The following is a 14,530-nucleotide window of genomic DNA, read 5'->3' on the forward strand; positions in this document are numbered from 1 at the left end:
CTTATCTCCGAACTCAAAATGAGCAGTTGATCGTGAGTTTTCCAGACCAGGAAAAACAGGATCGTACCATCCCGATTGAAGATATTGGGATGATTGTCTTGGAAAACCAACAGCTTACTATTACCAGTGGACTCTTGGCCAAGCTAACTGCCAGAAAAGTGGCAGTGGTTTCTTGCAATGCACAGCATCTTCCTGATGGGCTACTCTTACCCATGCATGGGCATTCAGAGCAAACGGAACGGGTACGCTATCAATTGGAAGCTTCCAAACCACTGAAAAAGAACCTTTGGCAACAAACGGTTTCTGCAAAAATCAAAAATCAATATTCCTTGCTAAAAGAAAAAGGGAAAGCCTGCAAAAGACTGGAGTATCTGTATAGAAATGTTACCTCGGGAGATTCGGGCAACAATGAAGCACAGGCAGCTGCAATCTACTGGCAAAATTTATTTCATATTCCTGATTTCAACCGGGGACAAATGGGAATACCGCCTAATAATTTATTGAATTATGGTTACGCCATTTTGCGAGCGGTCATTGCCAGGGCTTTGGTCTCCTCAGGCTTGCTTCCTGGTTTGGGAATTTGGCATCGAAATAAATACAATGCCTACTGCCTGGCAGACGACATCATGGAGCCTTATCGACCTTTTGTGGATTTGGTGGTTTCCCATATTGTAGAGAATTATGACTCCTTTGAGGTGCTAAATACGGAACTCAAAACCGAGCTTTTAAGTATTCCAGCCCTAGATGTAGTCATAGATGGACAAAAAAGTCCCCTAATGGTAGCGGCCTCTCGTACGACCTCATCGCTATTTGATTGTTTTGCAGGGAATAGTCGTAAAATCATTTATCCAGAATATGGATGAAAGGTATTATTCCAGACTTAATCAGTACCGTAGCTTGTGGGTTTTAGTATTTTTTGACCTGCCTACCGAGACCCGAAAGGACCGGAAGATTGCGGCGAAATTCCGGAAACAACTTTTGGATGATGGTTTTGCGATGTTTCAGTTTTCGATATACATGCGCTTCTGCGCTAGTAGGGAAAATGCAGAAGTCCATATCCGGCGAACCAAAATAAACCTGCCTCCCAAAGGAAAAGTAGGCATTATGTCGATAACTGATAAGCAGTTTGGAATGATGGAAGTCTTTTACGGGACCAAACCAAAAGAAAAGGAAGCTCCGCCACAGCAATTGGAATTATTTTAGGAGGAAAAGGTAAGTTTGGAAAGAAAATCAATTTAGCATAAATCCTCAGCTATAGTAATCACCCATTTTTTGAATTTCTAAAATAGGACATAAAAAACAGCATACCAGCCACTTAGCGTGGGGTATGCTGTGATTCCTACAGGAAAGTACCAATTTGAAAGCAATTCACAACGAAACTTCACCTGCATGTGGGTAGCTCAGGGCTGTGATTCCTACAGGAAAGTACCAATTTGAAAGCAATTCACAACAAAGCTGCCTATAACAGCACCTATGCAAAAGCTGTGATTCCTACAGGAAAGTACCAATTTGAAAGCAATTCACAACACAATACTTGGGTTACAAACTGCTTTTTAGCTGTGATTCCTACAGGAAAGTACCAATTTGAAAGCAATTCACAACAGGCTTTCTATTCTGAATTACGAAACAAAGCTGTGATTCCTACAGGAAAGTACCAATTTGAAAGCAATTCACAACGAAAAATTGATTCAAATGCAAAACTGAATAGCTGTGATTCCTACAGGAAAGTACCAATTTGAAAGCAATTCACAACGATTCAGTTCGGCACGTCTTCGAAAAGGGAGCTGTGATTCCTACAGGAAAGTACCAATTTGAAAGCAATTCACAACATATCCCCGGACATAGCTACCAGCGCGGAGGCTGTGATTCCTACAGGAAAGTACCAATTTGAAAGCAATTCACAACAGAACTCGAGTTTTGATTAAATACTATACTGCTGTGATTCCTACAGGAAAGTACCAATTTGAAAGCAATTCACAACAAACCGTTATGGAACGGTTTGCCAAGGATTGCTGTGATTCCTACAGGAAAGTACCAATTTGAAAGCAATTCACAACTAATCATGTCATTTTCCTAAAAATTCAAGAGCTGTGATTCCTACAGGAAAGTACCAATTTGAAAGCAATTCACAACTCTCTAGGTTATTGAGCCTGCCTGACTCGGGCTGTGATTCCTACAGGAAAGTACCAATTTGAAAGCAATTCACAACCAATGGCTTCCTAGCTATTTGTGTTTTCTTGCTGTGATTCCTACAGGAAAGTACCAATTTGAAAGCAATTCACAACACAATGGATACTTTCTTGGCTAATGGTGGAGCTGTGATTCCTACAGGAAAGTACCAATTTAGTTCGCTAATTGTTTGTTTTCAAAGGTGCTCATGAATCTCCCTCTGGTCGATTTGAAAGCAATTCACAACATGTCTGGGAACCTGGGGTCTTTGGATGGAGCTGTGATTCCTACAGGAAAGTACCAATTTTTTCGCTGATTGTTTGAATTCAAAGGAGCTCATGAATCTCCCTCTGGTCGATTTGAAAGCAATTCATAATTACAGCAACTGTAAGCAAGCATCCTTTGGTTAAAAGATTTTGGGAAAAAAATATATAATATAACTTAATAGAATTGGTAAAAAATAAGACTTAGAAGAGTTCAGCAGTATTTTTTTAGGGAATTTTAATATATAGATTCAAATAAGTATTCGGAAAGTATTGAGTAAATAACTAAAAACACCTTAAAAAATATGCATATGGAAGCAGTGGATTTAGTTTGTTTTAAGTGTAAACATTTCAGAAGGTTTGAAGGCGGTTGCGATGCCTTTCCAGATGGAATACCAGACGAAATAATATCTGGAGAAAATAAGCACAAAGAGCCTTTGCCTGACCAAGAAAATGATATCGTGTTTGAACTTGATGAGAATCAGGGCGTTTTTGAGCTGAAAAATGACAAAATGGTATAGGAAATAAAAAATTTAGTTTTTCACAGCTGGCTGTGGTTCCTACAGGAGAGTACCAATTTTTCCTTTTAGAATCTATTAAAAAACAAAAAACCCGGAAACTTGAATCGTCCCCGGGTTTGAATTTTTAAGAGTCAATCAATTATCGATCTCCGTAAAGCTCTTTGCTTGCCTGCTCGTACTTGTCACCGGCAACCCATTTTGGCTTTGCAGCATCATTAGCGATAAGTTCAGCAGCTCGGATATAGGATTTCCAATATTTCACCGCATAGTCCAAATCAAAGTTGTCCACATGATCACCTGGCTTGTGGTAGTATTTGCTGATCTCATCATCAAAGGCTCTAAAACCCAAAGAGAAGGTAGGTGCAGGAATTCCCTTTCTAGCAAAATTCACATTATCAGAGCGATCATAAAGTCCTTGCTCAGGAGAAGGGTCTGCGATTGCTTCCAGTCCAAACTCTGATGCTGCCTGACTAATCAGTGGATCACTGCTAGTCCTTCCCAAACCAATGACGGTAATTATCTCGGTATCATTGTAGCCACCATTGTCAATATTCAGATTATAGATGATCTTATCTAGAGGAATCAATGGGTTTTCAGCGAAATAGGCCGAACCCAAAAGCCCTTTTTCTTCTGCGGTCCAAAGTGCTAGGATAATGGATCGTTTCGGTGGATTTTTTGCAAAGTATTTTGCTGCATTCATCACGGCTACCGTTCCGACAGCATTGTCTCTTGCACCATTGTAAATGGAGTCTCCTTCCGCATCAGGTGTACCCACTCCCACATGATCATAGTGAGCTGATAGCAATAGATACTCGTCTTTCAGCTCAGGGTCAGTTCCCTCGATCCAAGCCACCACATTTTTTCCCTCAATTTTGGTATTGTTTTTACCTGCCACATTCAGTTGAATGTTTTTTACTTTTCCTTCGCTGAGGGAATTTTCTGTATCCTTCACCCAAAGATAGGGTAGGCTGGAGCTCTCACCCTGATCGATTCCAAGCGTAGGTCGGTTTAGAAAGTTGGCAACCAATTGCCACGGAACGGAAGGAATATTGAATCGCTCTACCAAGGCTACTGCTCCGGCTTTTTGCGCTCTTGCCGTCTTTGATCTTCCAAGGGCAAAAAGGGCAGCAGGGCTCATCTGATCTGGTGCGCCCACGTTGGTAATGACTACCTTACCTTTGACATCTTTGCCAGCAAAGTCCTCTTCCGTACCAAATCCCAAATCCACTACTTCATAGTCACCCGTAGCCGCCTCTCCATCTAAGACTAGGAGTTCTTCGCCTTGTGAATATTTGGTGTTCCCTATCATCAATTCTCCGGTTTTTGGCGGAGCGGAAAGATTGAAAGGGATATTTTGGAAATAGCCATCCGCTCCCGGGATTGGCTGAGCTTTGTACTTTTTTAGAAATTTTGCAATGTAATTGTAAGCTAAAGCCATCTCAGGACGGGCGGGATCTCTTCCCATCAATTCATCTGAGGCTAAATAGGTAAAATGACCAATTGCTTCTTTTTCTTTAAATCGCTTTTCGATTGTTTCTTGCTGCGCAGTAGCAAGGCCTGAAAGTGAGACTAGCAGTGCCAAGCTTAAAATCTTTTTATTCATCTGATTGGGTTTAATTGCCTTAAAATACGAGAAATAGAAATAGGGATTAACTCAAATTCAAAACTTCTTCCGCTTTAATCCCCAGATCCACTAAAATTGCCCGAAAGTGTACAGGTAGTGCTGCCTGAATTCGGATGAGCTTATTTTCAATCGGGTGGGTGAACTCCAAAGTATGGGCATGAAGCAGCATTTTATGGAGCTTGAATTGAGCTTCAAAAAACTTATTCTGTTTATTGTCTCCGTGTTTCTTATCTCCGATGATGTAATGTCTGGCTTGTGCTAAATGCCTTCTAATCTGATGTGTTCGGCCAGTTTCAGGAGAAAGCTCCAGTAAAGCATAGCGACTGCTTGGGTATCGACCTGTGGTATCAAAAGGAATTTCTGCTGAGAAAAGGACTTTAAAGCGGGTAATTGCCTCCTGAAGTTTTTTACTTCGCTCACTTTCTAACGGACGATCAAAAGTACCTTGAGCTTCTCTCGGTACACCCCGAACTAGCGCCAAGTAAGTTTTTTTCACCCTTCGCTCAGCGAATTCCTTTTCTACAAGGGGAATCAAGTCTCGATTCTTAGTGAAAAGTAAAACCCCTGAAGTAGCCCTGTCCAATCGGTGAACAGGATGGACATGGACTCCAACTTGATCCCGAAGCATTTGAATGGCAAGCTCATGCTGCTCTTCTGCCGCTAGTTTCGTTCGGTGAACCAAAAGGCCTGCCGGCTTATTTATAGCAATCAGTCCAGCGTCTTCGTAGATAATCTCCAACATTCGATTCGGGTTCAATAGATGGTACCTGAACCAATGCACTCTTCACCTTGATACCATGCTACGAATTGGCCGGAGGCGATTCCTTTTTGGGCTTGATCAAAGATGATGTACAGACCATTTTCGCGCTGCAAAAGAGTGGCTCCGGAAAGGGCTTGTCGATATCGGATTCTTGCTTCATATCGGGCGGTTTCTCCAGGCTGAAGCTTCAAATCCTCTCGAATCCAATGAATTTGATCATTTTCTACAAAAAGAGCATGCCTTAAGAGACCTGGATGATCTTCTCCAAGTCCTACATAGATGACATTTTCTTTGGTATCCGTAGCGATAACAAACAAAGGCTTGCCCGTTCCGCCTACGTTCAATCCTTTTCGCTGACCGACAGTAAAATAATGGGCACCTCGATGTTCGCCGACTTTTTTTCCTTCATCTACTTGATAGGTTAGGGGAAAGGCTAGATCCCTTAATGTTTCTTCATCGTAATCTTTCGGGTCCAGATTGGCAGGAACTTGGTATTTTTTAAGTTTGCCCAAATCTGAAGGAATCTCTATGATGGGGCCTGTTTTCGGCTTTAATTGCTGCTGTAGAAAATCAGGAAGTCTCACTTTTCCGATAAAGCAAAGTCCCTGAGAATCTTTCTTTTCTGCCGTAATCAAGTCTAGTTTTTTGGCAATGGCTCTCACCTCAGACTTTTGCAGATGGCCGATGGGAAATAGTGCTTTTGATAATTGACTTTGGGTCAATTGACATAAGAAATAGCTTTGGTCTTTATTGGGATCAGCTCCGGCGAGGAGTTGGTAAACGGCTTTTCCATCAACTTCTATTTCACCTTTTTGGCAATAGTGGCCTGTAGCTACAAAATCAGCTTTTAGCTTTTGGGCTGCTTTTAGGAAGATATCAAACTTGATTTCTCGGTTACAAAGAATATCCGGATTGGGTGTTCTGCCAGCTTCATATTCAGCAAACATGTAATCAACGATGCGTTCGCGGTATTCCTCGCTGAGATCGATGGCTTGAAAAGGAATTCCGAGTTTCTCGGCCACCAACATGGCGTCGGTAGAATCCTCCATCCAGGGACATTCATTGGAGATGGTGACAGATTCATCGTGCCAGTTTTTCATAAACATGCCGATGACTTCGTAGCCTTGTTCCAATAAAAGATGGGCGGCTACAGAACTATCCACACCACCGGATAGCCCGACTACAACTCTTGTTTTTCTATTTGTCATGATTCAGAGATGGATTAAAGGTCCATTGAATTTCACTTGTAAACCCCCATTTTTTACATGGGGTTCAATTTTTGCCAAAGTTCGGTAAAATGAATGGCTTCACCATTCAAAAGATATTTTTCTCATTGTGCGCTTTAGGTCCAAGAATCTCTAATTTTGTCAGACCTTTTTTGGATTGAGACCATGAACTTCCAACTATTAAAAGATGCCATCGCAGGTAAGGAGCAGGATTTTACCAAGCTTTCTCTGAAGACTGCAATTTTTGTGTTGGCGGTACCGATGATTTTGGAGATGATGATGGAATCTCTATTTGCGGTAGTGGATATCTTCTTTGTAGCCAAATTGGGAGAAAAGGCCATTGCTACAGTGGGTTTGACTGAGTCTGTAATCGTGCTTGTTTATGCGGTTGGATTCGGGATAAGTATGGCAGCAACAGCTTTGATTTCTAGAAGGTTTGGAGAAAAGGACTATCATCAAGCAGGATCTTTAGCATTCCAATTGCTATTGGTAGGAGGAGCAATATCACTTATTTTCAGTGTTTTGGGGATATTCTTCGCTTCTGACATCCTCTTGCTCATGGGAGCTGAGGAAGAAGTGATTGTTACGGGTTCAAGATTTACCCAGATTATTTTTGCAGGGAATGCAGCCATTCTACTGCTCTTTTTGATCAATGGTGCTTTCCGAGGAGCGGGCCAGGCTCATCATGCGATGCGATCACTTTGGATTGCCAATGGCTTTAATATCATTCTGGATCCTTTGTTGATTTTTGGATTGGGAAGTTTTGATGGATTCGGGCTGGAAGGAGCTGCTTGGGCCACGACGATAGGCCGTGGAACCGGGGTTTTGTATCAACTCTACCATCTTTTTAATGGAAAACACCGATTGCAGATCACCGCTGCTAATCTGATTGTCAAGTGGAAGACGATCCGTAAGATCATGGATATCGCCCTTGGAGGTATGGGCCAATTCTTAATTGACTCTGTATCTTGGGTTGCTTTGACTCGAATGAATGCAGAGTTTGGATCCACTGCACTTGCCGGCTATACGATTGCCATGAGGGTATTGATTTTTACCATCTTACCGGCTTGGGGTATATCCGGTGCTGCTGCCACTTTGGTTGGACAGAATCTGGGTGCAAAGGAAGTAGGAAGAGCTGAAGAATCTGTATGGCTCACTGCCAAATACTGCATGATTTTTATGGCATCTGTCACAGGGATTTATCTTTTCTATTCAGATGAATTGGCGGGAATCTTTACCGATAATCAGGAAGTAAAGGATATTGCAGCTCAAGGTCTTTGGGTGATTGCCTTGGGTTATGTGTTTTTTGCGATAGGGATGGTTTTAACTCAAGCCTTCAATGGAGCGGGAGATACCAAAACTCCCGCCTGGATCAATGTAGCTGTATTATTGGCATTTGAAATTCCGCTTGCTTGGGTCTTGGCTTTTACCTTTGACTTAAAATATCTTGGGATTTTTATAGCCATAGCCATCGCACATTCACTTCATGCTGTGGTAGCTTATGTATTTTTCAAGAAAGGTAATTGGAAGCGAATAGCTGTATAAAAAAATCAGCAAGCCGATGATCAGCTTGCTGACAATTAAAATAAGTTAGAGTCTAATTCAGTGAAACAAACTTACTATCTACCGTTTCGTTGATGAAGTATATTTTCTTACCGCCAAAGGTTTGGCTTTCGCTATTGTAAGCAGCTACTTGGACAATTCCCTGAGAAGTAGCTCGAAGTCCACTGATTTCTGAGGCTGAGAAAGTCATGCTTGTAGACCTAGCTTCTTTAGTGACCACTTCACGCCCATCAGAAATTACCCAAAGAATATTATCAACGTTGGAAGGTACATTTTGAATGCTTAGTGTGACGTCACCACCCAAGGCGATTTGATCGCTTACGCTCGTTTGAAATCTGACTACTCCTGGCATTGCCTTACTGGTGGTATGAGAAAACCCATCGAATCCATTTCCTCCAGAGACAACCCAATCATTAGCTTGCCCCTCGTTGATTCCAAGGGTGATATCTGTGAAATTGTTGACATAAGTTCCATTGACATTTTGCATAGCAAAAGCATTGATACTGACATCTCCGGCATTGACCAGACTACTGTTGATGCCAGAAGAATAGAAGTTGGCATTGGCCACATCAATCAAAATATCAGGCATTCCGGGCACGGTAGGCGTACCTTCGGGAAGGTTTGATTTTGCTTTAATAGCAGCTAGTACGCCATCTGCATCCCCCGGACTCGGTAAAGGATTGGTCTGTGTGGTTTGTTGCGGATCCTCCGAATCTGAATCGCATGAAGCAGAAATTCCTAGCAGAATGACAAAAGATAGAACTCGATAAAAGTTTGAAATTTTCATGGCATTGAAAGTTTTTTGTTTCTCCAAAGCTCATGGTTTGCTGACTAGGACTCAATACGGCATTTTACCTATTTATTCATTGCTAAAGCATTGCACATTAATAAAATAGGGCATGTTGTAAAAACTCTTTTCCGGATAAATGGCACATCCTGCTGCCATCTGATTTAAGCCTGGATTGACTAGGTTGGCTCGATGGCCAGGGGAGTCAATCCAAAGTTGTACTATCTCACGTGCATAGGAAATATAGCTATGGTAGGGGACCGGTTCAGGCTCTTTGCCTTGATAAATAAACTCTCCGGGGCTGGTAGGAGGATAAATTCTTTTTCCATATTCATAATCTATCCCTGCGGTTGCACTGATATTTTCAGCTATCAGTGGTGGATTTAATCCTACAATTTGAAAACGATCCCTGAGTTTCCGCTTGTTTCTGATTTTGCTTTGATGTCCGTAAAAATTATGCTTGACCATGTCTCCAGCATGATCGGCTGCAAGTTTCTCTATTTTGTAGGAATACCGAAAAGCAGGTAGACCTTGTTTGGTCCGATATTCATTGCTTACATAAAAAATCGCCGCATGGAGTAGCGGATAATCAATATCTGAAGGATCCAAAACCTGGTAGGCTGGCTCATATCTATAAAATGAATCCCAAGTAAAATCCTCATAATCAGCCAAGGACCAATTTTGAGCTTTTACTTCTAGATGAATACACAATAGGAGGAATACAAGAATAGGTCTACACATTGTCCAATTTCAATCGTACTGAAATTTTTACGCTGGAATAGACCTATTTAGTATGGATGAACAGAAATTAATTGCTTTGAGGCATTTCTAGAAAAAGCGCAATCAATTCTTTTGGAGTACAAGCTCTTTGGAGCATTTCTTCCTGCAGGTAAACTTTCAATTGGAACTCCAACTCGAAAATCAGACCGTTTACGAAAACTGGGTCCATATTCAAGTTTTGGATAAAGTGATCGTTTTTTCGAGCACCATTTAGCATGATTCCATAGGAGTGGAATACTTCTGCAGCCTTTTTTAGTAAAGTAAATTGTTGGTTCATGTCGTTTCAATTTTATGATTGCGTATTTGTGGTTTTAGTTTTAGAGAATTACGCAAATCATAACTGAAAAGGTTTTAAAAGGTGTTAAAATTCCATGTCTTGGTATTTTTTGAAAAAAGTCAAAAAATGACACTTTTACTTGGCATGAAAAACTGCTCAACTTGTTTTGTGTTTTTGCGCACCTAACGTATATAATTATTTCTTTAAATAGGCATTTCCATTAATTTTGGTTTTTTATTCAACAGTATACATTTACTTCTCTGTATGAAAGGCATCATTTTGGCCGGAGGCTCCGGTACTAGACTTTATCCACTTACCATTGCAGTCAGCAAGCAGCTGATGCCCGTCTATGATAAACCCATGATCTACTATCCATTGTCCGTTTTGATGATGGCTGGGATTCGGGAGATTTTGATTATTACTACTCCTGAGGATTCTGAATCATTTCAAAAGTTGTTGGGTGATGGTTCTCAGGTCGGCTGTCAGTTTGAATATGCTGTGCAACCATCACCGGATGGATTGGCGCAGGCTTTTATCATCGGAGAAGAATTTATCGGAGATGATAAGGTTGCCTTGATTCTTGGGGATAATATCTTCTATGGTTCGGGACTAGCCAAGACTTTGCAAGAAAACACCAATCCTACCGGGGGAGTTGTTTTTGCCTATCATGTGACTGATCCGGAGCGATATGGTGTGGTGGAGTTTAATGAGGAACAGAAAGCCATCAGCATTGAGGAAAAGCCAAAAAATCCAAAATCAAGTTTTGCCGTTCCCGGACTCTATTTTTATGACAATCGGGTGGTGGATATTGCCAATAACATCAAGCCTAGTCCAAGAGGGGAGCTTGAAATCACTGATGTGAATAACGAGTATCTGAAAATGGATGAGTTGCAGGTGGCAATACTCAATCGAGGAACAGCCTGGCTAGATACCGGAACACATCAGTCTCTGCTCCAGGCGGCCCAGTTTGTAGAGGTGATCGAAGAAAGGCAAGGACTGAAGATCGGCTGTATCGAAGAGATAGCTTTTCGAAGTGGATTTATTGGAAAAGAACAGCTCCTTCAAGCAGCTGAAAAACTCGGAAAAAGTGGATATGGCACTTATCTCAAGCGTCTGATCAAGAATTGATCAAATCCAGAAATCTTCTTCCCACATTCTAAATCCGCCCAAAAAAGCGTTTTGATTGGTTCCAAGACGGCATCCTTCAGGTACTTCTGTCAGCAGCTTGGAATTTCCTCCTCCTAAAACGATATCATCAGGCTGCAAAGCATCAGATAGAATAGAAACTGTATTTCTAACGTGCTTTTCCCAACGCTTTTGACCGCTTTTAAAGAGATATGCTTTTCCTACATAATTCTCAAAGGTGGATTTTTTGTAAGGCAGGTGCCCCCCTTCAATAGGGATAATGGTGCCATTCATGACCATGGCAGTACCCAATCCCGTTCCCAGACCTAGAAACAAAAGCTTTTTGCCTTCATAGCTACCCAATGCCTGCATAGCTGCATCATTCAGTATTTTGATAGGTAAATCGAAGGCTGAATGAAAGTCAAACTCAGTCCATCCGGAACCCATATTTACAGGGTCACTGATGATTTGATTATGCTTAACCACTCCGGGAAAACCCATGGTAATGTGATCATATTCCCAATTGGCAGCATGCTCTCTTACAAGTGGTACTAGTTGCTCTGGCGAAAAATCAGCTCCAGATGGGATTTTGATACGGTCTTTTTGGCCTGTGGCCAAGATTTTGACATTGGAACCTCCGATGTCGATTACCAGAATTTTCTTTTTTGGTTTCTTCATTTCTTGAACTTCCTTTCCCTTTGGAATGGCTAAGTTTAGATTATAGATTGTATAGCCCGAAACTATGAAAAATCAGGGAAAAGACGATAAGACCAAGTCGATTTTGGTTAAAATGATAACCTAAACGGGCGAATGCCCATTTAGGCTGATATCAATTTGAAGTGATATTGACTGTTTTGGCTTTTGTTTACAGCGATTTCTCTTTCTAGGTGATAAAAGGCTTCCAAGAGTGCTGCATTTTCAAACTTACCGGCATCGATCGCTTTGAATCCAATGAATTCGATTAGCCTTTTTACACGGATTTTCTCAGGCACATCTTCCCCACAATAATAGGTTTCTTTGATCACACCCAAGTTATCGGACATTGGATAGTCAATTCCTAGGTTGTTGAATGCCTTGAATAGGTGAGCTTTGGGAGCAGCCTTCTTCAATAGTCTGATATGTGAATTTTTGATCCGATCATCATAAACCGTATTGGTACAGTCGATGATTAGTTTATCCTGAGTATCTGTGTTTTTGAGTGACATCCAGATTTCAGGAAGGTAACCTGTATCTGCGCAGATTAGAACAAATTCAGACTGAATAATGGCAGATTCGTAAGGACAGATACGATGATGGAGTCGATTAAGCATTTTCCATTCAGGCTCTTGGGTATCAAAGTCCGGACGAACGCCAAAAACTACATCAAGACCTGCCTCGATAAATTTTTTCCCAAGGGTTTTTGAAAGGGATGTACCCCCCAATATTCCAATTTTCATAAGGTGATAAGTTTATGATTGATAAAAGGGTGAAAGGAGATTTTGCTCCTAGTAATCATATAAACTGCTGAAAATTAGCATAGTTCGATCGAAAAATAAAATAATATTTTGAAAAAAATTGATTTACAATATATTATTCACTTTTATGAATATCAAAAGCAAAAAGCATGGGGTGAATTTCTAACCCGAAGTATAATTTTTTTTAGAATTGCTAAAGTGTTGAAGTTCAGGCCAAAAAAACCTTGCTTTAGTTAGCCAGAATTTTTTCTATACTTTTGAAAAAACCCTTTAGAATGAAGAAAATCTTGTCTGTCTTTTGCTCAATTTGTCTCCTGGTCCAGCTGGGATTCGCACAAAATGATTTAATCCATGCTCTCCCGTCTCAATTAGGAATGGATGGAGCTTTTATCAAGCAAAAAGTAGACTCCATCATGCAAATGGGGATCGATAGTTTAGCCTTTCCCGGAGCTCAAGTTTTGGTAGCAAAAAACGACACCGTAATTTTTCACCAGGCCTACGGATATCACACCTATGATCAAATCCAACCTGTCAAATTGAATGATCTTTATGATTTGGCATCTGTAACAAAAATTTCGGGTCCATTGCCTGCTTTGATGAAGCTGGTGGATGAAGGAAAGCTTGATTTGGACAAACCATTCAGTACCTATTGGGAGCCCTGGCAAAAGCGAAAAGACAAAAGGGATTTGACATTGCGGGAGATTTTGGCTCATCAGGCTGGTTTGGTGCCTTATATCGTATTCTTGCAAAAGGTGATCAAAAAAAACGGGATGGTAAAAAGGAGATTTGTACGGGATTTTCCCAGGGATCGCTTTTCAGGCGCAGTTTATGATCGGCTTTATATCAATGATCGTTTTGAGTGGAAAATGAACCGAATCATCAACCGATCGGATGTGTCAGCGGATAAGAAATACTTGTATTCGGGACTGAGTTTTTTGATTTTTCCAAGTCTGATTGAGCAGCTGACGGGAATGGACTATGAGCGCTATTTGGAAGAAAATTTCTATCAACCCTTAGGCTGTGAAACGCTAGCATATTTGCCAAAGGTAAAGGGATTTACGAATGCCATTGTTCCTACGGAGATAGATTCCCTCTTCCGAAAATCGGTAGTAAAAGGCTGGGTTCACGATGAAAATGCGGCCTTAAAAGGCGGAGTTTCCGGTAATGCGGGCTTATTTGGGACGGCTGATGATTTGGCTAAACTCATGCTCTTTTATCAAAATTATGGAAGGGTAGATGGACAGCAGCTCATTTCCGCAGAAACCGTTCGGGAGTTTACGGAGGTACAATTTCCAGAGAATGATAACCGCCGCGGTCTGGGCTTTGATAAGCCGCTGCTAGACAATGCATCGCTTTCTCTTGAAAATGCTTATCCATCTTCTTTGGTTAGTCCTGAAAGTTTTGGTCACTCCGGCTTTACAGGCACCTTTGTCTGGGCTGACCCGGTCCATAAACTTACCTTTATTTTTCTCTCCAATCGGGTTTATCCCACGAGAGATCATCGGAAATTGTACAGCTTGGGAATTCGAGAAGCCTTGCAGGATGTGTTTTATCGGGCGGGGAAGTAATGTGATAAAAATATTGGGGAGGGGTTTAGTTAATTCTATTTTGACACGAATATTAACTTTTCTCCAAGCACGGATTCAATTTTAGCTATCGTATCCAAGGTGAAATTATGCGTTCCTTGCATCCATTTAATGATTTCAGATTCTTTCTTTCCCATTAGGTTTGCAAGATCCCGCTGGGTTTTACCCTGATTTTCCAGTAGTTCGTGGATCCGATTGACAATGTCAAGCGAGTGATCTACATAACGCTTCACTTCGTCGCGTACTTGAATAGAATCGAAAATTTCGCTCATAATTATTTCCTTAATTTTTTAATTTAAGGCAATTGCACCTTCACAAAAATCCGTTTAATCACTCCATTGGTTTCTAAGGCCTTAACCGTCAATAGAAGTTCGCCTTCTTTGACTCGATGGAAA

General features: G+C 41.2%; 15 protein-coding genes and 1 CRISPR repeat array. Of the genes, 6 read left to right on the top strand and 9 right to left on the bottom strand.

What is annotated here, in order from left to right; genetic code table 11:
• The 3 genes from cas1 to OU792_RS17505 form a co-directional block, all read left to right on the top strand.
• Nucleotides 1–863: type II CRISPR-associated endonuclease Cas1 (gene cas1 / locus OU792_RS17495; protein ID WP_274670896.1), on the top strand; the 863-nt coding region annotated here is incomplete at its 5' end.
• Entirely contained in the window at nucleotides 856–1,203 is a 348-nt protein-coding gene (cas2, locus tag OU792_RS17500) for a CRISPR-associated endonuclease Cas2 (protein ID WP_274670897.1), read from the top strand. The genes cas1 and cas2, both read left to right, overlap by 8 nt.
• A 126-nt stretch (nucleotides 1,204–1,329) precedes the next feature.
• A CRISPR array of direct repeats spans nucleotides 1,330–2,285; the repeat unit is 46 nt; unit sequence GCTGTGATTCCTACAGGAAAGTACCAATTTGAAAGCAATTCACAAC.
• Between the two features lie 458 nt (nucleotides 2,286–2,743).
• Nucleotides 2,744–2,953 (top strand): hypothetical protein, encoded by a 210-nt coding sequence (locus OU792_RS17505; protein ID WP_274670898.1) that lies wholly within the window; start codon nucleotides 2,744–2,746, stop codon nucleotides 2,951–2,953.
• Between the two features lie 139 nt (nucleotides 2,954–3,092).
• Here OU792_RS17505 and OU792_RS17510 read toward each other — a convergent pair whose 3' ends face one another.
• The 3 genes from OU792_RS17510 to mnmA are packed head-to-tail and all read right to left on the bottom strand — an operon-like array spanning nucleotide 3,093 to nucleotide 6,545.
• Nucleotides 3,093–4,556, bottom strand: coding sequence for a M28 family peptidase (locus tag OU792_RS17510; RefSeq protein ID WP_274670899.1), 1,464 nt, complete (start codon nucleotides 4,554–4,556; stop codon nucleotides 3,093–3,095).
• Nucleotides 4,557–4,602: 46 nt separating this feature from the next.
• Entirely contained in the window at nucleotides 4,603–5,319 is a 717-nt protein-coding gene (locus tag OU792_RS17515) for a pseudouridine synthase (RefSeq protein WP_026946474.1), read from the bottom strand.
• 11 nt (nucleotides 5,320–5,330) lie between these two features.
• A complete protein-coding gene (mnmA, locus tag OU792_RS17520; protein WP_274670900.1) occupies nucleotides 5,331–6,545 on the bottom strand; it encodes a tRNA 2-thiouridine(34) synthase MnmA in 1,215 nt (404 codons plus the stop codon).
• Nucleotides 6,546–6,728: 183 nt separating this feature from the next.
• Between mnmA and OU792_RS17525 the strand changes: the two genes are divergently transcribed.
• Nucleotides 6,729–8,108, top strand: a complete 1,380-nt coding sequence (locus OU792_RS17525; protein ID WP_134201757.1) for an MATE family efflux transporter — start codon at nucleotides 6,729–6,731, stop codon at nucleotides 8,106–8,108.
• Nucleotides 8,109–8,160: 52 nt separating this feature from the next.
• Here OU792_RS17525 and OU792_RS17530 read toward each other — a convergent pair whose 3' ends face one another.
• The 3 genes from OU792_RS17530 to OU792_RS17540 form a co-directional block, all read right to left on the bottom strand.
• Nucleotides 8,161–8,913 (bottom strand): hypothetical protein, encoded by a 753-nt coding sequence (locus OU792_RS17530; RefSeq protein ID WP_274670901.1) that lies wholly within the window; start codon nucleotides 8,911–8,913, stop codon nucleotides 8,161–8,163.
• Between the two features lie 72 nt (nucleotides 8,914–8,985).
• The gene (locus OU792_RS17535; RefSeq protein WP_274670902.1) at nucleotides 8,986–9,654 is read right to left on the bottom strand and encodes a CAP domain-containing protein; all 669 of its coding nucleotides are present in this window, start codon (nucleotides 9,652–9,654) and stop codon (nucleotides 8,986–8,988) included.
• Nucleotides 9,655–9,721: 67 nt separating this feature from the next.
• Nucleotides 9,722–9,970, bottom strand: coding sequence for an acyl carrier protein (locus OU792_RS17540; RefSeq protein WP_081701424.1), 249 nt, complete (start codon nucleotides 9,968–9,970; stop codon nucleotides 9,722–9,724).
• 264 nt (nucleotides 9,971–10,234) lie between these two features.
• On the opposite strand from OU792_RS17540, the gene rfbA reads away from it, so the two are divergent.
• Nucleotides 10,235–11,098, top strand: a complete 864-nt coding sequence (gene rfbA, locus OU792_RS17545) for a glucose-1-phosphate thymidylyltransferase RfbA (protein WP_274670903.1) — start codon at nucleotides 10,235–10,237, stop codon at nucleotides 11,096–11,098.
• Here the strand turns inward: rfbA and OU792_RS17550 are convergent, their stop codons facing one another.
• Both OU792_RS17550 and OU792_RS17555 read right to left on the bottom strand, forming a co-directional pair.
• Nucleotides 11,099–11,773, bottom strand: coding sequence for an ROK family protein (locus OU792_RS17550; RefSeq protein ID WP_134201764.1), 675 nt, complete (start codon nucleotides 11,771–11,773; stop codon nucleotides 11,099–11,101). It abuts the gene before it with no gap.
• A 140-nt stretch (nucleotides 11,774–11,913) separates the two neighbouring features.
• Nucleotides 11,914–12,531 (bottom strand): NADPH-dependent F420 reductase, encoded by a 618-nt coding sequence (locus OU792_RS17555; RefSeq protein ID WP_274670904.1) that lies wholly within the window; start codon nucleotides 12,529–12,531, stop codon nucleotides 11,914–11,916.
• Between the two features lie 293 nt (nucleotides 12,532–12,824).
• On the opposite strand from OU792_RS17555, the gene OU792_RS17560 reads away from it, so the two are divergent.
• Complete coding sequence (locus tag OU792_RS17560; protein ID WP_274670905.1) at nucleotides 12,825–14,117, top strand: serine hydrolase domain-containing protein; 1,293 nt, start codon at nucleotides 12,825–12,827, stop codon at nucleotides 14,115–14,117.
• Nucleotides 14,118–14,152: 35 nt separating this feature from the next.
• On the opposite strand, the gene OU792_RS17565 is transcribed toward OU792_RS17560, so the two are convergent.
• Nucleotides 14,153–14,407 (bottom strand): helix-turn-helix domain-containing protein, encoded by a 255-nt coding sequence (locus OU792_RS17565; protein WP_274670906.1) that lies wholly within the window; start codon nucleotides 14,405–14,407, stop codon nucleotides 14,153–14,155.
• Nucleotides 14,408–14,530: the final 123 nt, after the last annotated feature.

It is taken from the genome of Algoriphagus sp. NF, assembly GCF_028823735.1.
Lineage (GTDB): Bacteria > Bacteroidota > Bacteroidia > Cytophagales > Cyclobacteriaceae > Algoriphagus > Algoriphagus marincola.

Excerpts from the sequence above, each read along its gene's own strand:
- cas2 (WP_274670897.1), top strand. The coding sequence starts at position 856 with ATGGATGAAAGGTATTATTCCAGACTTAATCAGTACCGTAGCTTGTGG.
- OU792_RS17505 (WP_274670898.1), top strand. The coding sequence starts at position 2,744 with ATGGAAGCAGTGGATTTAGTTTGTTTTAAGTGTAAACATTTCAGAAGG.
- OU792_RS17510 (WP_274670899.1), bottom strand. The coding sequence starts at position 4,556 with ATGAATAAAAAGATTTTAAGCTTGGCACTGCTAGTCTCACTTTCAGGC.
- OU792_RS17515 (WP_026946474.1), bottom strand. The coding sequence starts at position 5,319 with ATGTTGGAGATTATCTACGAAGACGCTGGACTGATTGCTATAAATAAG.
- mnmA (WP_274670900.1), bottom strand. The coding sequence starts at position 6,545 with ATGACAAATAGAAAAACAAGAGTTGTAGTCGGGCTATCCGGTGGTGTG.
- OU792_RS17525 (WP_134201757.1), top strand. The coding sequence starts at position 6,729 with ATGAACTTCCAACTATTAAAAGATGCCATCGCAGGTAAGGAGCAGGAT.
- OU792_RS17530 (WP_274670901.1), bottom strand. The coding sequence starts at position 8,913 with ATGAAAATTTCAAACTTTTATCGAGTTCTATCTTTTGTCATTCTGCTA.
- OU792_RS17535 (WP_274670902.1), bottom strand. The coding sequence starts at position 9,654 with ATGTGTAGACCTATTCTTGTATTCCTCCTATTGTGTATTCATCTAGAA.
- OU792_RS17540 (WP_081701424.1), bottom strand. The coding sequence starts at position 9,970 with ATGAACCAACAATTTACTTTACTAAAAAAGGCTGCAGAAGTATTCCAC.
- rfbA (WP_274670903.1), top strand. The coding sequence starts at position 10,235 with ATGAAAGGCATCATTTTGGCCGGAGGCTCCGGTACTAGACTTTATCCA.
- OU792_RS17550 (WP_134201764.1), bottom strand. The coding sequence starts at position 11,773 with ATGAAGAAACCAAAAAAGAAAATTCTGGTAATCGACATCGGAGGTTCC.
- OU792_RS17555 (WP_274670904.1), bottom strand. The coding sequence starts at position 12,531 with ATGAAAATTGGAATATTGGGGGGTACATCCCTTTCAAAAACCCTTGGG.
- OU792_RS17560 (WP_274670905.1), top strand. The coding sequence starts at position 12,825 with ATGAAGAAAATCTTGTCTGTCTTTTGCTCAATTTGTCTCCTGGTCCAG.
- OU792_RS17565 (WP_274670906.1), bottom strand. The coding sequence starts at position 14,407 with ATGAGCGAAATTTTCGATTCTATTCAAGTACGCGACGAAGTGAAGCGT.